The sequence below is a fragment of the Acinetobacter sp. 1207_04 genome (assembly GCF_052850415.1).
The window spans coordinates 1-15,414 of record NZ_VXCQ01000008.1; the positions used below are offsets into that span (position 1 = coordinate 1).

The 15,414-nt window shown below is 35.7% G+C and carries 17 protein-coding genes; 7 read left to right on the plus strand and 10 right to left on the minus strand.

Features of this window, described 5'->3' with window-relative positions; genetic code table 11:
• Nucleotides 1-401: 401 nt before the first annotated feature.
• From FW754_RS08585 to FW754_RS08600, 4 genes are all read right to left on the minus strand, one after another.
• Nucleotides 402-1,001 carry a YidB family protein gene (locus tag FW754_RS08585; protein WP_446324401.1) on the minus strand — a complete coding sequence of 200 codons (600 nt, stop codon included), beginning with the start codon at nucleotides 999-1,001 and terminating at the stop codon, nucleotides 402-404.
• A 205-nt stretch (nucleotides 1,002-1,206) separates the two neighbouring features.
• Nucleotides 1,207-1,698, minus strand: coding sequence for a hypothetical protein (locus FW754_RS08590; protein WP_419347515.1), 492 nt, complete (start codon nucleotides 1,696-1,698; stop codon nucleotides 1,207-1,209).
• Between the two features lie 154 nt (nucleotides 1,699-1,852).
• On the minus strand, nucleotides 1,853-3,247 hold the full coding sequence (gene fumC / locus FW754_RS08595) for a class II fumarate hydratase (protein WP_409512656.1): 1,395 nt from the start codon (nucleotides 3,245-3,247) through the stop codon (nucleotides 1,853-1,855).
• A 118-nt stretch (nucleotides 3,248-3,365) separates the two neighbouring features.
• Nucleotides 3,366-4,376, minus strand: coding sequence for an SDR family NAD(P)-dependent oxidoreductase (locus FW754_RS08600; RefSeq protein WP_446324402.1), 1,011 nt, complete (start codon nucleotides 4,374-4,376; stop codon nucleotides 3,366-3,368).
• Between the two features lie 539 nt (nucleotides 4,377-4,915).
• Between FW754_RS08600 and bla the strand changes: the two genes are divergently transcribed.
• The 5 genes from bla to FW754_RS08625 all read left to right on the plus strand — a co-directional run bounded on the left by bla (nucleotide 4,916) and on the right by FW754_RS08625 (nucleotide 7,629).
• Complete coding sequence (gene bla / locus FW754_RS08605) at nucleotides 4,916-5,776, plus strand: class A beta-lactamase (protein ID WP_446324403.1); 861 nt, start codon at nucleotides 4,916-4,918, stop codon at nucleotides 5,774-5,776.
• A 268-nt stretch (nucleotides 5,777-6,044) separates the two neighbouring features.
• Nucleotides 6,045-6,413: a sulfurtransferase complex subunit TusD gene (gene tusD, locus FW754_RS08610; protein WP_409511343.1), complete on the plus strand. Its 369-nt coding sequence runs from the start codon at nucleotides 6,045-6,047 to the stop codon at nucleotides 6,411-6,413.
• 44 nt (nucleotides 6,414-6,457) lie between these two features.
• The gene (locus FW754_RS08615; protein ID WP_446324404.1) at nucleotides 6,458-6,808 is read left to right on the plus strand and encodes a hypothetical protein; all 351 of its coding nucleotides are present in this window, start codon (nucleotides 6,458-6,460) and stop codon (nucleotides 6,806-6,808) included.
• A gap of 107 nt (nucleotides 6,809-6,915) precedes the next feature.
• Nucleotides 6,916-7,200, plus strand: a complete 285-nt coding sequence (locus FW754_RS08620) for a DsrH/TusB family sulfur metabolism protein (RefSeq protein WP_446324405.1) — start codon at nucleotides 6,916-6,918, stop codon at nucleotides 7,198-7,200.
• Nucleotides 7,201-7,317: 117 nt separating this feature from the next.
• Nucleotides 7,318-7,629 (plus strand): TusE/DsrC/DsvC family sulfur relay protein, encoded by a 312-nt coding sequence (locus FW754_RS08625; protein ID WP_419347484.1) that lies wholly within the window; start codon nucleotides 7,318-7,320, stop codon nucleotides 7,627-7,629.
• Nucleotides 7,630-7,672: 43 nt separating this feature from the next.
• Here the strand turns inward: FW754_RS08625 and FW754_RS08630 are convergent, their stop codons facing one another.
• The 4 genes from FW754_RS08630 to FW754_RS08645 form a co-directional block, all read right to left on the minus strand.
• Nucleotides 7,673-8,146: a winged helix-turn-helix transcriptional regulator gene (locus tag FW754_RS08630; RefSeq protein ID WP_409511462.1), complete on the minus strand. Its 474-nt coding sequence runs from the start codon at nucleotides 8,144-8,146 to the stop codon at nucleotides 7,673-7,675.
• A 310-nt stretch (nucleotides 8,147-8,456) separates the two neighbouring features.
• Nucleotides 8,457-8,915 carry a hypothetical protein gene (locus FW754_RS08635; RefSeq protein ID WP_446324406.1) on the minus strand — a complete coding sequence of 153 codons (459 nt, stop codon included), beginning with the start codon at nucleotides 8,913-8,915 and terminating at the stop codon, nucleotides 8,457-8,459.
• Between the two features lie 66 nt (nucleotides 8,916-8,981).
• Complete coding sequence (locus FW754_RS08640; RefSeq protein ID WP_409511348.1) at nucleotides 8,982-9,320, minus strand: immunity protein Imm33 domain-containing protein; 339 nt, start codon at nucleotides 9,318-9,320, stop codon at nucleotides 8,982-8,984.
• Nucleotides 9,321-9,460: 140 nt separating this feature from the next.
• On the minus strand, nucleotides 9,461-9,931 hold the full coding sequence (locus tag FW754_RS08645; protein WP_446324407.1) for a DUF6231 family protein: 471 nt from the start codon (nucleotides 9,929-9,931) through the stop codon (nucleotides 9,461-9,463).
• 32 nt (nucleotides 9,932-9,963) lie between these two features.
• Here FW754_RS08645 and FW754_RS08650 point away from each other — a divergent pair, with 32 nt between their 5' ends.
• Nucleotides 9,964-10,836, plus strand: a complete 873-nt coding sequence (locus FW754_RS08650) for a DUF2797 domain-containing protein (protein ID WP_409511350.1) — start codon at nucleotides 9,964-9,966, stop codon at nucleotides 10,834-10,836.
• A gap of 77 nt (nucleotides 10,837-10,913) precedes the next feature.
• Here the strand turns inward: FW754_RS08650 and FW754_RS08655 are convergent, their stop codons facing one another.
• Together FW754_RS08655 and lpxB are read right to left on the minus strand one after the other, a co-directional pair.
• On the minus strand, nucleotides 10,914-11,414 hold the full coding sequence (locus FW754_RS08655; RefSeq protein WP_446324408.1) for a GNAT family N-acetyltransferase: 501 nt from the start codon (nucleotides 11,412-11,414) through the stop codon (nucleotides 10,914-10,916).
• Nucleotides 11,415-11,418: 4 nt separating this feature from the next.
• The gene (gene lpxB / locus FW754_RS08660; RefSeq protein ID WP_446324488.1) at nucleotides 11,419-12,591 is read right to left on the minus strand and encodes a lipid-A-disaccharide synthase; all 1,173 of its coding nucleotides are present in this window, start codon (nucleotides 12,589-12,591) and stop codon (nucleotides 11,419-11,421) included.
• Nucleotides 12,592-12,881: 290 nt separating this feature from the next.
• Between lpxB and FW754_RS08665 the strand changes: the two genes are divergently transcribed.
• A complete protein-coding gene (locus FW754_RS08665; protein ID WP_446324409.1) occupies nucleotides 12,882-15,035 on the plus strand; it encodes a TonB-dependent siderophore receptor in 2,154 nt (717 codons plus the stop codon).
• Nucleotides 15,036-15,414 lie beyond the last annotated feature (379 nt).

The following is a 15,414-nucleotide window of genomic DNA, read 5'->3' on the forward strand; positions in this document are numbered from 1 at the left end:
ACACAACCCTTTTTTGAATTTTTATTTTTTAGGTGCTCGCTTTATAAACCACAAAAATCATAAATATATGTTTTTTATAAATAATTACTCTAAGATTAAAAGCTAATTTTTTAATCAAATACTAAGTATGACAAAATCATTTGGCTTAATTCTTTTTTAAGTTGTTGTTCTAAAATAAGAAAACTATTATTGCTAACATAGCGTATTAGCGTATTAGCGTATTAGCGTATTAGCGTATTAGCGTATTAGCGTATTAGCGTATTAGCGTATTAGCGTATTAGCGTATTATGATAAAAAAACGATCTAATATTCATTAATATGTGAATATAGACATCGCAGCAACAAGAAAGGCTTTAAATTCTTTAGGTTTAAAGCCTTATATTTTATATCATTTTTCTATTTTATTTTAGAAACCCTGAGACCATATTCATTACATTCTGAATATCTGAATTTGCTTCACCATGATCTGTTGCATCACCTTGTGGCGTCAATGAATCAATAATTTGTGGTAGAACAGTCGAAATAGCACCATACACTTCAGTCGTTGGCACTTGTGCTTGTTGTGCAACTTGTTCTATTTCTTGACCATTAAACAAACTCTGAATTTGTTGTAAATCCACATTACCATTACCTTGTGATGGATCAACCCAGCTTTGAACTTGATTGCCAAGACCTGCGCCTTGTAACTTTGCCAATGCACCTTGCAATCCCCCATTACTTTGAATCCAACCCAAAATAAGTGGCACAACAGCAATTAAAAGTGATGACGCATTAAAACCATTTGCTTGCGGTGCTTGATTTTGCTGTCCACCACCCAAACTACCAAGAACTGAACCTAAAATTCCGCCTAATCCGCCTTGTTGTGATTGTTGTTGTCCACCACCCAAGCCACCAAGGACTGAACCTAAAATCCCGCCTAAACCACCTTGCTGTGATTGTTGTTGTCCGCCACCGAGTGCTTGTTTTGCAAGAATTTCTACAATATTGGTTAAATCTGTCATTTATTTTTCCTTTTTTAAGTTTTATGACTGCAACAAATCATACTTGGCTTTTGATTTAAACACTCAATTCAAATTGTTACTTTTTGCAAGACTGAGTTTAAAGTTTTATCAACTTTAAATTCCCCAGTTGTTTCACCAAAAATTGATCATAAAAAAGGGCAATATTTTGCCCTTTTCATCTTTTATCGTAATTTATTTTACTAATTTAAAATTTAGCATTTAAGACATGAGCTGAAAGTTGACCTTTCCATAAATCACGTAGAACGGGTAAATAAAACTTTTCGCCTAATTCAACCAATTCAGCATCAATGAGTGCGTGAATTTCATGCATCAATAAGTAATCCAACTCAACTGTACTGAGTTTCTTTTGTTCTTTGGCATATAACTTACGTTTTGCCTGAGCTTGCTTGACTAACTGATCAGCAAATTTTTTATTTTTATACTGACTTAAGGCTTGTAAGCGCAATTCAATCACACCCCATCCACTTAATAGCTTTTTAAAAGTTTCAAAATCTTGTGTAGTCGACTCCCACGTCATTTGCTCAAGATCTTCACTTTCAGGTAAAACAGGTAATAATAACTCCATTACACTTGGAAATATTTTTTTAAAATTCAAAATAAATTTAACAGGATGATCACCAGGATAGTCCTTGAATTGCACCTTGCTCTGTACATCTGTTAAAAAAACTTCAAGCATAATCTTCATCATTCAAAATAACCAAGGCATATTGTACGCAGAAAATGCCTTGGTGTTATATATTTCAACTCATTTATTCTGAAATTCAACTCATTTTCTAGGTACATTGAGCCGAACAATGGACAATGCACCTATTAAAAATACTCATCAGCTTTTATTTTGCATTTGGAAAAACCATTTTTTCAGGCTGTACCACTTCATCAAATTGCTCCGCAGTTACTAGTCCAAATTCAACAGCAACTTCTTTTAACGTTTTTCCTTGTTTATATGCTGTTTTAGCCACTTTTGCCGCATTTTCATAACCAATAACAGGGTTTAGTGCGGTTACAAGCATCAGAGAATTATGTAAGAAATGATCAATTTTTTCACGATTTGGCTCAATTCCGATAGCACAATGCTCGTTAAAACTATTACAGGCATCACCTAAAAGCTGAATTGACTGCGTTAAGTTATAAGCAATTACAGGCATAAATACATTTAATTCAAAATTACCTGAAGCACCTGCAAAATTGATAGTTGTATCATTCCCCATCACTTGAGCAACGACCATCGTCATCGCTTCACACTGCGTTGGATTGACTTTACCTGGCATAATGCTCGAACCTGGCTCATTTTCTGGAATATGCAATTCACCCAAACCACAACGTGGACCACTTGCCAGCCAACGGATGTCATTGGCAATTTTATTTAAACTTGCTGCTAGTGTTTTTAATGCACCCGATGCAAATACTGCAGCATCTCGTCCTGCGAGGGCTTCAAATTTATTGGGTGCTGTGACAAAAGGTAAACCTGTTAATGTTGCCAATTGATCTGCTGCTTTTTCTGCATAATCAGGATGCGCATTTAAGCCTGTTCCTACAGCCGTTCCACCTAGAGGCAATTCATAAAGTCCTGTCAAAGCTTGTTGTAAGCGTTTGATACCATGATCAAGTTGTGACACATAACCACTAAATTCCTGACCTAAGGTTAATGGTGTCGCATCTTGCAAATGTGTACGCCCAATTTTGACAATATCTTTAAACTCTTCTGACTTCTGATTTAAAGTGTTACGTAATTGTTGCACAGCAGGAATCAAAAGCTCATTAATTTGCAAACTTGCTGCCACATGAATGGCTGTTGGAAAAGAATCATTTGTCGATTGTGCACGATTGACATGATCATTGGGATGCACAGGTTTTTGTGCACCAAGCGGATTGCCTAGTTTTTGATTGGCAATATTGGCAATGACTTCATTACAGTTCATATTACTTTGCGTACCTGAACCCGTCTGCCAGACCACAAGTGGAAATTGACTATCCCATTGCCCTGCAATCACCTCATCGGCAGCATCTACAATATAGCCAGCTAACTCTTGTGGAATCTGCTGAAGCTCAGCATTGGTCATTGCGGCTGCTTTTTTCACTAAGCCCATTGCGCGAATCATTGCACGAGGTAAGTGTTCAATACCGATTTTAAAGTTTTCAATACTACGTTGAGTTTGCGCACCCCATAAGGCTTCTGAAGGAACTGCAACTTCGCCCATTGTGTCATGTTCAATTCTTGTTTGCATAGCAACCTCAACTTTATAAAATGATCAATTTCGTTTTATTCTGATTCAAAAACATGTTGAATATCAGGATCATTCTCAGTTTAACCAAATCATCAAATAATGTAAATGATAATCATTATTAATTTTTAACACTTAATGTATTCTGATAAAACCGCCATTGATCTTCAATCATTTGCTTTAAACTTTTCTGGGTAGTCCAACCCAATAATGTTTCCGCTTTATCACTTTGAGAGCCTATTTGTGCCAATTCATTGAAACAATATTCTGAATCTATCACTGGAATGGCTTGCTCAGTAATTTCAGCCAAAAGCTTCAGTACATGACGAATGGAACTGACTTCACCTACAATATTGATCGCTTCACAACAATGCTGTTCTTGTGTAGATAGCCAATACAAACTCGCATGAATCGATCTACATACATCAATCACATGCACAAAACTACGCTCAAAACTTCCATCTTCCGTTTCAGTACTTTTACGTAGTTCAATCAGTTCTCGCTGTCCTAAAGCCACCTGCATTGCTAAAGGAATAATATTTTTGGGTAATGGCGCAATATATTCACCCAAACCCCCATGTTCAAATGCGCCTGCAACATTCCCCAAACGCAAAATTGCAATACGCCATTCTCTGTCCGTTTGAAAGGTATCTCTGATGATTTCTTCAATCATTTGCTGTGATTTCACATAAGGATTCTGATAATGAAAATTGAGTTCCAATTCTTCATTCAGAGTTAAGCTTGACTGCCCATACACAGCAAGGCTCGATAAATGAATCAATTTACGCACACCAGACCGTTGCATCGAGCGCAATAAACTCATGATACAACTGACATTATCATTATAATATTCAAGAGGTTTTTGCAAAGACTCTTCGATTGATTTAAACCCTGCAGCATGAATCACCGCATCAATCGGATATTGTTCAAAAACCTTGTTTAATGCAGGGGTATTACGTACATCAATTTTCACAAAAGGAATATACATATTGGCAATATATTCAAGGCGTTCTAAAACTTGCAAATTTGAGTTAGCAAGATTATCGACCAAAATAACCTCTTGCCCCTGTGCCAATAATGTCAGTGCAACATGTGAACCAATAAAGCCTAAACCACCTGTCACTAAAATCATTGTTTAGACACTCCTTATAGTAGTCAAAGCCTTATAGGATATTGGTGTTAATTATGTATTTTCAATAACTTACCTACACATGTTCAAAGTGAAAAGTAACTTAAAATTTCTATTACATCATCTAATACGTAACAGCTTTCCAACATTATTATTTTACAAGTTCATAATATTACATGTGTTGTAGTTGTGGCTATTAATCGTATATTGTTTATGAAAAAAATGACGCTATTTTATTCAGATCAATCTTCACTAGGTAAATCGAAGAAACCATGATAATGCACTGAAAACTATTCCCGTTTCATATAAGAAATAGTTACCGATAATTAAACATCAAGAATTTTGTATAAAGTATATGAAATGTAATCAAGCTTAATTGTCTCAGCAATTCTAAGACTCATCCCTTATAATTATTGAAATCTAACCAATCATTGTTCACAAAAGGAGTAATAAAAATATTACCTCATCATCAGTAACAACACTTTCTAAATTCTAAAGAAATTATTTTTTCAAGTTTTTTATTTTTTACGGTTATGATTAATATGAATTTAATATCAAAAAGTCAAATTTTACTTGGCACACTTATCTCTACATTATGCCTAACATCGACTAATGCTTCACAATTAGAAGATAAAGTAAACTCATTAGAAAAAGAAGGGTGGAAAGTCGGTGTATCTATATTTGATGCTAATTCAAAAAAGCTTGAATCAGTAAATGGAGACACTCGTTTCCCATTAGATAGCACGGTTAAAGCTTTAGCATGTGCAAACGTACTTGCTAATGTCGATAAGAAATTATTATCTTTAGACAAAAAAGTATTGATCGATAAAAAAGATATTGTTACATACTCGCCTGTCACAATTAAACAAATAAATAAAAGTATGACTCTTAGAGAAGCTTGTGCTGCAACAACAGCTTATAGTGATAATACTGCTGCAAATATTACTATTTCAGCCGTTGGTGGCCCTCAAAAATTGACTCAATTCATGAGAGATTTAGGTGATACAAAAACCAGATCTGATAGGTATGAACCAGAACTTGTTATTAATCCAGAATATGATTTAAGGGATACAACAACTGCTGATGCAATGAGTGAAAGTTTAAGCAAGTTACTCATTGGGAATACGCTTTCTAAAAATTCTAAAGAACAACTTAAAAGCTGGATGATGGATAATAAAGTTGCTGACAATCTGCTACGAGCTAGATTACCAAAAGGTTGGTCAATAGCAGATCGCTCTGGAGCAAGTGACTATGGTATTAGAGGGATAACATCAATGGTGTGGTCAGCAACTCAAGAGCCATTATTTATAAGTATCTATGTAAGAAAAAGTAACACTACCCTTGATGAAAGATCAAAAATAATTAATGAAATTGGCGAAGTTATTTTCAATAAATATCATTAAAAATTAAGATTTATAATTGATCTAATACAATTCAAACTAAAAGGATTGAGCCCTCAATTGAGGGCTTTTCAATTATTTTCCATTCCACGTATCATCACTTTACAAACCCACTGGTAAATAAACCATTGTTTTTAAATATTTATTTTTTAATATTTTTAATATTTAGCTTTAAATTCTTTAGATGCCAACTAAAATAATTGTATACTATCTATTTGTTATCAAGTCAGAATAGCAAAGCTTGTTTCTCCACTCTTCGGATCAAAACTCAATGTCTACCTTATTGCTGATTACATCTGCACCGAGTTCAATTCATGCGTGGCATGCTTTAGGACTTGCACAATCACTCATCGTAAAAAAAGAGGAAGTCCGTATCTTCTTTTATCAAGATGGCGTTCAGGTTGCCAATGCATTTCAATGGGTTCCCGATGATCAGCGTAATCTAACCCTTGAATGGCAAAAATTGCAGATCCGACTTCCTGTCTGTGTAAGTGCGGCTTTAGCACGAGGTATCACCGATGCTGAAAATGCACAACGCCATAAAATTCAGGCACACAATCTTGCTTCAGGCTATGAATTGGTCGGACTCGGTGAGCTTGCCGATGCAGTTCAATCTACAGAACGTCTAATTCAATTCTAAGTGGTTATGTTTATGAAATTATTTCAATTGAAGGGTGGAATTGTGTGAAAAATGTTCTTGTTATTTTAACGCAGCCTGACTTAAACCGTCTGCAAGTATCTGAAAGTCTTTCTGCCACTATGGTTTTAGCCACATTTGGTTGTGAAGTGAAAGTCTTACTCAAACAAGGTGCGTTAAGTCTGTTACAGTCTGAAAGAGCATTTGATCCACTCAAGCATGCCTTTAAACCTGCCTCAAATTTAATTGATAGCTTTGAGTTTTATGATTTAACGCCTATTTTGGTGGAATTAACTCAACAAGCATCAGCTTTTGTCAAAGCATCTACACAAGACATTGAGTTTGTAGAATTAAACACAACATTCATTCAAAAATTTGATCATGTCCTATATTGGTAATCTACATTTTCAACGCCATATCCGCTGAATCACACCATTTCCTGATATGTTGAACATTTTAAATATCAGTATTATTGCAATTTAAAAATATGAATAGGAACAATCATATGAGTGATCAAACACTTTATTTTATTCAATCTGAATTTGCTAAAACGGATATGATTTTGAATCAATTATGGCAAATGGTGAGTCTAAATGACAGCATTGTTTTATTTGCTGATGCTGTACTGTTTGCTCAAGATCAACGCTTAGCTGCCTATCCATATCTGTATATTTTAAAACAAGATGCTGAATTAAACCCCATACCACTTCCCTCTCACATTCAACAACTCAATTACGATGACTTGGCGAATTTAGTACTTCATTTTACGCGGTGTATTAGTTTGAAATAAATAATGACTTAAAAATTTCAGCACACAAAAGTATTTTTATGAAATTATGATGAGATGATATAGACAGCCCTTATTCATCTATTTAAAATTAATCGACCATACTGCTTAGGCTATTTTATGAACTTTGAATTGGATCAAGATGGACATTTGGTGGATTACACCCTTTGGAATGAAGATGTTGCACAGCAACTCGCTGAAAGTCTTGAGATTGAGCTTAGCCCTTGGCATTTTGAAGTCTTAAATGCTGTACGTCAGTTCTATGCACAATTTGGACACGCTCCTGCGACTCGCCCACTGATTAAATTTCTCATGAAAACCGTTAGTCCTGAGATCAACAATGCTGTATTGCAGGAAAAGTTTAATACAGGATTAGTCGCACGACATTTAAGTCGTCTTGCTGGCGTGCCTAAACCTGCGAATTGTCTATAAAATAGGATCTAATCTTTTCAAATTGAAGCTTCATAGCAAAATATCACGCCTGTTTTTGCACTGTTTGATAATAAGCATCGGTAAAAATAGCGTTAACTTGACGTGCCTGAATCGTTTCACCACATTCTGAACAGGTCAATAAAGGCTGAAAAATCTTACCACAACCTTTATGCTGATATTGCACAGGCGCACCCAAACCTTGATCCATCCATTGGTCTGCCCAATTGGTCATACTGAGCAAAATAGGATAAAGTTGCAAACCTTTTTCTGTCAGGCGATATTCAAAACGATCAGCACGATCAGGATATTGAACTTTTTGTAAAATTTCATTTTCCACCAAACGCTTTAAACGCTCAGACAGCACATGCCGAGTGACACCTAAGTTTTCTTGAAAATCATCAAAACGACGTAACCCCATAAATGCATTACGAATAATCAACATTGTCCAACGATCTCCAACCACAGATAAAGTCCGAGCAATTGAGCACGGTTGTTGACCAATATCATCCCATTTCATACGGCTAAACCATTTCATAAAATTGATTTTCTTAGAAAATTATAGATTTTTTTGTAAGGTTTAAAAAGTGCTATTTTACTTTTAAGATGTTTAAAGCTACCTTAAATCACGTGCATTAAAAAACCCGCCTATGACAGCGGGTCGGACGCATCAATCATGAATTGATGATTGAGACAAACATATCTGACCAGGGAAAATCGAATATCATCTTGTTTCAATAGCGTTATTATCAGTATTTTTATGAATAACTGCTTATCATTTTCTGCCATTTTTATGTCATTTTCTGACAATTCATCTTTTCAACTTAAATTCATTCCTTCTTTTCCATAGATGTACAAAAAACTTGTTCCGTCATTCCTGAATTGACTAAGCTTTGATGTTGCTTTTCAATAAAATTATTGGCAATCATAAGCATAGCAGATGCCATATCAAGTTCTATGTTTTGCTTAGAAAGTTCTGCAATTTGATGATACGCCTTTATACGGCTACAAAATGCCTGTTTCTGTGCAGAGGCATCACTTTGAGCATTAGGATCATCTAGTATTAATTTGGTCGCATTCACTTGCGCTGTATAGTGTTCAATCTGCTGATCATATTGTGCTTGGGTAAGTTTTTGATTCGCTTCCACCGATTGAATGCCTAATTGTGGCATGTGTTCTTTTGATATTTCTAACCGAGTAGGTATTTGTTGAATAGCATAAATAGAACTTGTACATACTAACAAATATGTACTCAATAATACTTGTATCATCCTTGTTTTATTTGGCATAGCTTAATCATCTTTTTTATTTAGAAATGGGATAATGCAGTCATTATCCCAAGTATTTTTCAAAACTTATAATGCGCCTTCACGCCATACATCTTCATATTCATCTGCGTCTATCATAAAACGAAAACCTTCTTCTAGCGCAAGATACACCAACGCATCAGGAAAAATTTCTTCAAGTTCTTTAACAGTAATAATGTCAAAGAAATCTTTACCATCTTCAAGTTCACCACCGTAAATAAACCAAGCAACTTTATCTTCATCTGGCTTTTTACGTAAACCGACAATCGGTTCTTTAGTCAACGTCTGTTTTGCAATTGCAACAAGATCATCTTCATTGACTTTAATGTATCTTGAGTCAAATTCTTCACAGACCAATTTCTGCTCTTCAATAAAATCTTGTAGCATAATGCCGTCCTGTATCTGTTCATTTAAAAATATGATTTTATGCGGATGTCAGCTCAGTAGCAATGATTGTCTACTCTATATATCCACTAAAAAATCTCATTCAGTAGTGTGCTAATTTAATATTGTAATGATGCACTTAATTACCAACGGAATTTATTCCAATTTTCAGGGTTTGCCCAAAATTTTGAGTTAAACCAATCAGGGACATGCTTATAAGTCAAAATATTGAACTGCCACAAAGCAAAATCACTGTCGTGGGTGGTTTTATCAATCAATTGAGTGAAACCAAGAGAACGTAATAGTTTTTCATCTTGTAATTTACAGGTTACGACAATGCGTTTTGCCAACAAATCTCGGAGTTTAACGAGCATTTGTGCTTTTTGCGTGTCGCTAATATTGGCAAATTCGTCACTATCGAGCAGAACAAATCCAAGATCATATCGCTGTGTAAAAGGCAGACTTAAAAACTCAGATACGTTAAAATAGTGCCATTGAATTGAATGATTTGTTTGATATTGCGCTAAATTCTGCCCAATACACAATGCAGTTTGAATAGGTTGTTCCGCAGACAAATCGTCTAGCATTGACGTGATGACATTTTGCTCCGCCATACCTGCACCTTATATTGAAAGAGTAATACAACATGGAACTACAAGGCATTTGTCATAAAATGCATGCAGATCTGAAAGATCTTAGTGTAACTGATCAGCAAAGCCACAAGGCAAATGTTGAATATAAATTTGTACTAGATCGCTCACAAATCGAACGTCCATTTCAGCTTGGGCAAGAAATTGAACTTGAAGCCACAGGTAGCATTTACTGTGTAAGCTGTGGTTCTAAAACACCAAAATCATATTCTCAAGGGCACTGCTTTAAATGCATGAAAACCAAAGCTTCATGTGATATGTGCATTATGAAGCCTGAAACGTGCCATTATCATTTGGGTACATGCCGCGAAGAAAGCTTTGCACGAGAAGTTTGCTTTCAACCACATATTGTATATTTGGCAAATTCAAGCGCTTTAAAAGTAGGCATTACACGTCTTGGTCAAATGCCCACGCGTTGGCTCGATCAAGGGGCAACACAAGCATTGCCAATTATGAAAGTGGGTTCAAGACGTTTATCAGGGCAGCTTGAAGTGATGTTTGGTACACAAGTTGCCGATAAAACCGATTGGCGCAAACTGCTTAAAGGTGAAGCTGAACCCTTAAATTTGATTGAGGCACGTGATGAGTTACTCAATGAATTTGGGTCACACATTGAAATGATTCGTGATGAATTCAGCATGAGCCTAGATTTCAATGAAAATGTTGAAATTTTAGAGCATGAATTACCTCGAGAGTTTATCTATCCTGTCGATATTTATCCTGAAAAAATTAAATCACATAACCTCGATAAAACCCCTGTCATTCGTGGGAAATTACAAGGCATTAAAGGGCAGTATCTCATCATGGATACAGGTGTGATCAATATTCGTAAATATACAGGTTATGAACTGAAAATTCGTGCGGAATAATCATTAATATAATAACACCCAATCAGAAAACCCTCTAAATGTAGAGGGTTTTCTGATTGGGTGTACGTTTTATAATTTTAAGATTCAACATCTAAAAATTTTAAATCTTGTCGGTCGCTTTTCAAACAAACTTCAGGCAACCGAAATAAGTCAGCAATGATTGCAACTTCTTTTGCAGCTAAAACATCTTCATAAATTTTTTTAGCAAAATTATCGTAACTCGTATTGACCAAGATATTTTTAATACTTTGCTGATTTTGCATCAACTCTTCTTGTAAAAGGATCAACGACTCCTCTATCAACCGTTTACTTAAGCCCTTTCTTTGAAATTCAGGGTGGATAGCCATTTGGTCTAATTCTAAAATAACTTCTGGACGAAACCCTGATTTTTGCGCCCAAAAGATATAACCTGAAATGTGCTCATCACATTTAAGCACATAACAAATATAACGTGGATATGCAGAAAAAGTGGAAAGAATCCATTGATATGAATCCTTTTGACGAATAAAAGTAAGCTGATGGATTTTTGCAAGGTGTTGAATATCGCTCGCTTGAGCTTTTTGGATAGAAGTCTTCATATGTTTATTTCAACAATGTTAAAACAGCTTGAACAGGATCTTCACTATTTCCTGCTAAAAGTTGTTTATGCATAGTCAATAACTGCATAACTTGAATTTGTGCAGTTTCTTCATTCATCAACTTTTCAATTTCAGCAGCCAATTTTTCAGCCGTTGCATCTGATTGAATTAACTCCTGAATAACTTTCTTGCCCGCAATAATATTTGGCAAAGAATAGTATGGAATTTTGATCATTAACTTCGCAATAATATAAGTCAACCAATTAAGTTTATAAAACGTCACCATTGGACGGTGTAATAACAAGGCTTCAAGTGTTGCAGTACCTGATGCCAATGCTACAATATTGGCTGCATTCATGACTTGACGACCAATTTTGGACTCTTTATCAGTATTTTCTAATAAGTGAATTTGATCGATTAGAGCCTTTGGATAATTTTGCAATAAACCTTCAATCTGCTGTTTACGAGCATCATTAATTGCAGGAATAATAAAATGGTAGCCGGGATATTTTTTTTGTAAAATTTGTGCAGCGTCAAGGACTAAAGGTCCGAGTCGCTCAATTTCACCACGACGGCTCCCTGGTAGTAAAGCAATATGCTTTTGACTAATATCTAAACCGAGCTCTTGTTTTGCATCTAAAATTGAGTTTTGTAAAGGCAACTGACTTGCCAGAGGATGCCCGACTGCAACAGCAGGTACTTGAAACTTTTGATAAAAGTTTTTTTCAAATGGAAATAAACACAACACTAAATCAATCGTTGCCTTTATGCCATGTACACGTCCTTGACGCCATGCCCAAACAGATGGACTGACATATTGGACTGTTTTAATCGGTAGATTTTTAGCTTTTAAACTTTTTGATAAGCGTAGATTAAAATCTGGCGCATCGATCCCAATAAAAATATCAACTGGATCTTTTTCCCACTTTTCCACTAAACCATCACGCACGGCGAAGAGTTTTTTTATATCTTTTAAAACTTCAACAATGCCCATCACTGACAAAATATCCATTGGATATTCACTGTTAAAACCTTCCGCAATCATTTGAGGGCCACCAATGCCCTCAAACTCCACATCGAATCCTTGCTCACGAAAACTGCGCATCAGTTGGACACCCAAAGTATCACCCGATACTTCACCAACCACAATTCCAATTTTAAGCTTCCGATTTTGCAAGAAAATATCCTCAAATGCAGTATTCATCTGAAGTGTAACATGACTCATGAATGGACGTATACTCGACACTTTTTTAACATGATGGTTGTATTCTTATTACAGTAAAAGACTAAAAAATTAATATCAGCACATCATTTTTACGCCAATTCAAACCATTTTTGAGTATTCTCCCTACATTACTACTCCTATTGCCGCATTATTTTTTATTCAAATTTCCAATTGTAAAAGTATTGTATCCCAACACTATAATAAATAAAATTAATGATAATCATTTTCATTAGTATTTATTAATGCTCATCACTCATTCTTACTTTAAACTTTCATTATTAACATTAGCTATTTTCCAAATTCAATCTAGCTTTGCAGATTCAACCGAAAAACTCCCGACTGAAGTGATTCAAGCAAGTTCTTCTTCTGATCAAGTATCTTCTGAAAAGACTAAAGCCTATATCATTCAAAAATCGAACAGTGCAACGAAACTTAATATTCCCCTCAAAGAAACACCACAAACCATTAATGTTGTAACACACCAACAACTCAATGATTTTGCCTTAACCAATACACGCGACATCTTACGCAATGCCCCTGGTGTCATGGTGAACAATCAAGAAACTGAACGTACAAGCTATACGGCTCGTGGTTTTGAAATTTCCAATATTTTGATTGATGGTGTGGGCTTTCCACTTGAAGGCTACAATTATAATAATGACAACCCTGACAGTTTCCAATTTGATCGTATTGAAGTCGTTAAAGGTGCAGATTCTTTAAATAATGGCGTGGGTGATCCTGGTGCAACCATTAATATGATTCGTAAACGTCCGACCTCAGATCTACAAGCATCCTTAAATGCGAGTTATGGTTCATGGAATACCCAACGTTATGAAGCTGATGCCTCCTCAGCGCTGAATAAAAGTGGCTCTATACGAGGTCGTGTATTTGGTTTTGAGCAAACAGGCGATAGCTATCTCGACAATTATTCACTCGAAAAAAATGGCATTGGTGCAATCGTTGAAGCGGACTTAACCGATCGAACCTTATTAACATTGGGTTATACCGAAACCAATAGTAAATCTAACGGCAATAATTGGGGTGCAAATCCACTCATCAATACCCAAGGTGAGCAGCTCAGCTATTCACGGAATTATAATTTCAGCCCCGATTGGACTTATTGGGACAATAATATTAAAAATTATTTTGCTGAGTTAACCCAAAAACTCGGTGACAATTGGTCAGTTAAAATTGCTTATGATGAAAAGCATACTGAACGTAATTCAAAACTATTATTTTTATCAGGTAACCCAGGGGCAGACGGTACATCAAACGTTTATTTGTGGCCGGGAATATACGTAGATGATAACAAAGCTCGTCAAGCAGATATTCAATTGAAAGGAAGTTATCCTCTTTTAGGTCAACGTCATGAAGCAACTTTAGGCTACACATGGTCACAAAATAATGCAAATGAACTAGGCTATGGTGGCAGTTACGCTAATCACCTCACTACAGATTTAGATAGTTGGACACCAGACCAACCTGATTGGGATTTATCCAAAACGAGTGGTGAAATGCATATGAAGCAAAAAAATCAGAGTATTTATGCTTCTACACGCTTACATTTCACAGATGATCTGAAATTATTACTTGGTGCGAATTATATTCAAGCTGAAAGTAAAGGGGCAAGTTATGGCACAGACACCATTTATGATGAAAATAAAGTCCTGCCCTATGTCGGTTTAACCTATAACTTTAGTCCTGAATATACAGGTTATATGAATTACACCTCAATTTTCCGACCACAAACCACTAAAGCATTTGATGGAAGTATTAACAAGCCGATTGAAGGCGATAGTTATGAAGTTGGAGTGAAAAGTAGTTGGCTTGATGATCGATTAACTGCAAGCATGGCAGTCTTCCGTACCGAAGAAAATAACTACCCATTGCGTAATTCTGATGGCTTACCAACACTACGCAAAACAGAGGTCAGTGATTTACGCTCACAAGGTTATGAATTTGGCTTTGCGGGGCAACTTACCGATGATTTAAATCTAAGTTTTGGTTATACGCAATTCAGTCTAAAAGATCTAAAAAATGGTGGAGATGCCCGTACATTTAATCCTACACAATCTTTGAATTTACTGACAACCTACCAAGTCCCACAACTACCCCAATTAAAACTCGGTTTGGGTGTTCAGTGGCAAGACAAAACGCATTTAGATATTGCGGAATCGAGTGCTAACGGTGTTGTGACACAAAAAGCAGGAACGATTCAACAAGACGCTTACGCGTTGGTTAACCTAATGGCGAGTTATGAGTTAAATGATCACATTACACTGCAAGCCAATGGTAACAATATAACCAATGAAAAATATTTATTTAACTTCCCTGATGGCCAAGGGTTTTATGGCGCACCAGCAAACTATAGTGTTGCTGTGAAATTGAAGTACTAATTTTTATTTTTATGTGCATTAATTTTAACTATTGATAATACTCTATACAGCATTTGGATTTGAATCATTATCCAAATGCTGAATTTTTCTCACTCCAAAGCATAAACTCAATTTTTAATATATATGATGATCTAAAATATAGAGCTTACAGAGAAGAATCATGTTTTTGTCCAAAATACTCTCCCCTAAAATGCCTTCGATGTTTCTATTTTCACAGTGGCGCTATCGTCTTGCGGTGATCTACCGTTTCATTATCGCTTTTGGATTGGGCTATGTATGTATGAGCACCTTATCCAATCTTGGGATTAGCATATTTCAAAGTCTATTACCAAAGGCTGAAGCCATTTATTTATCGGCGTTTATTTCACTCATCTTCATG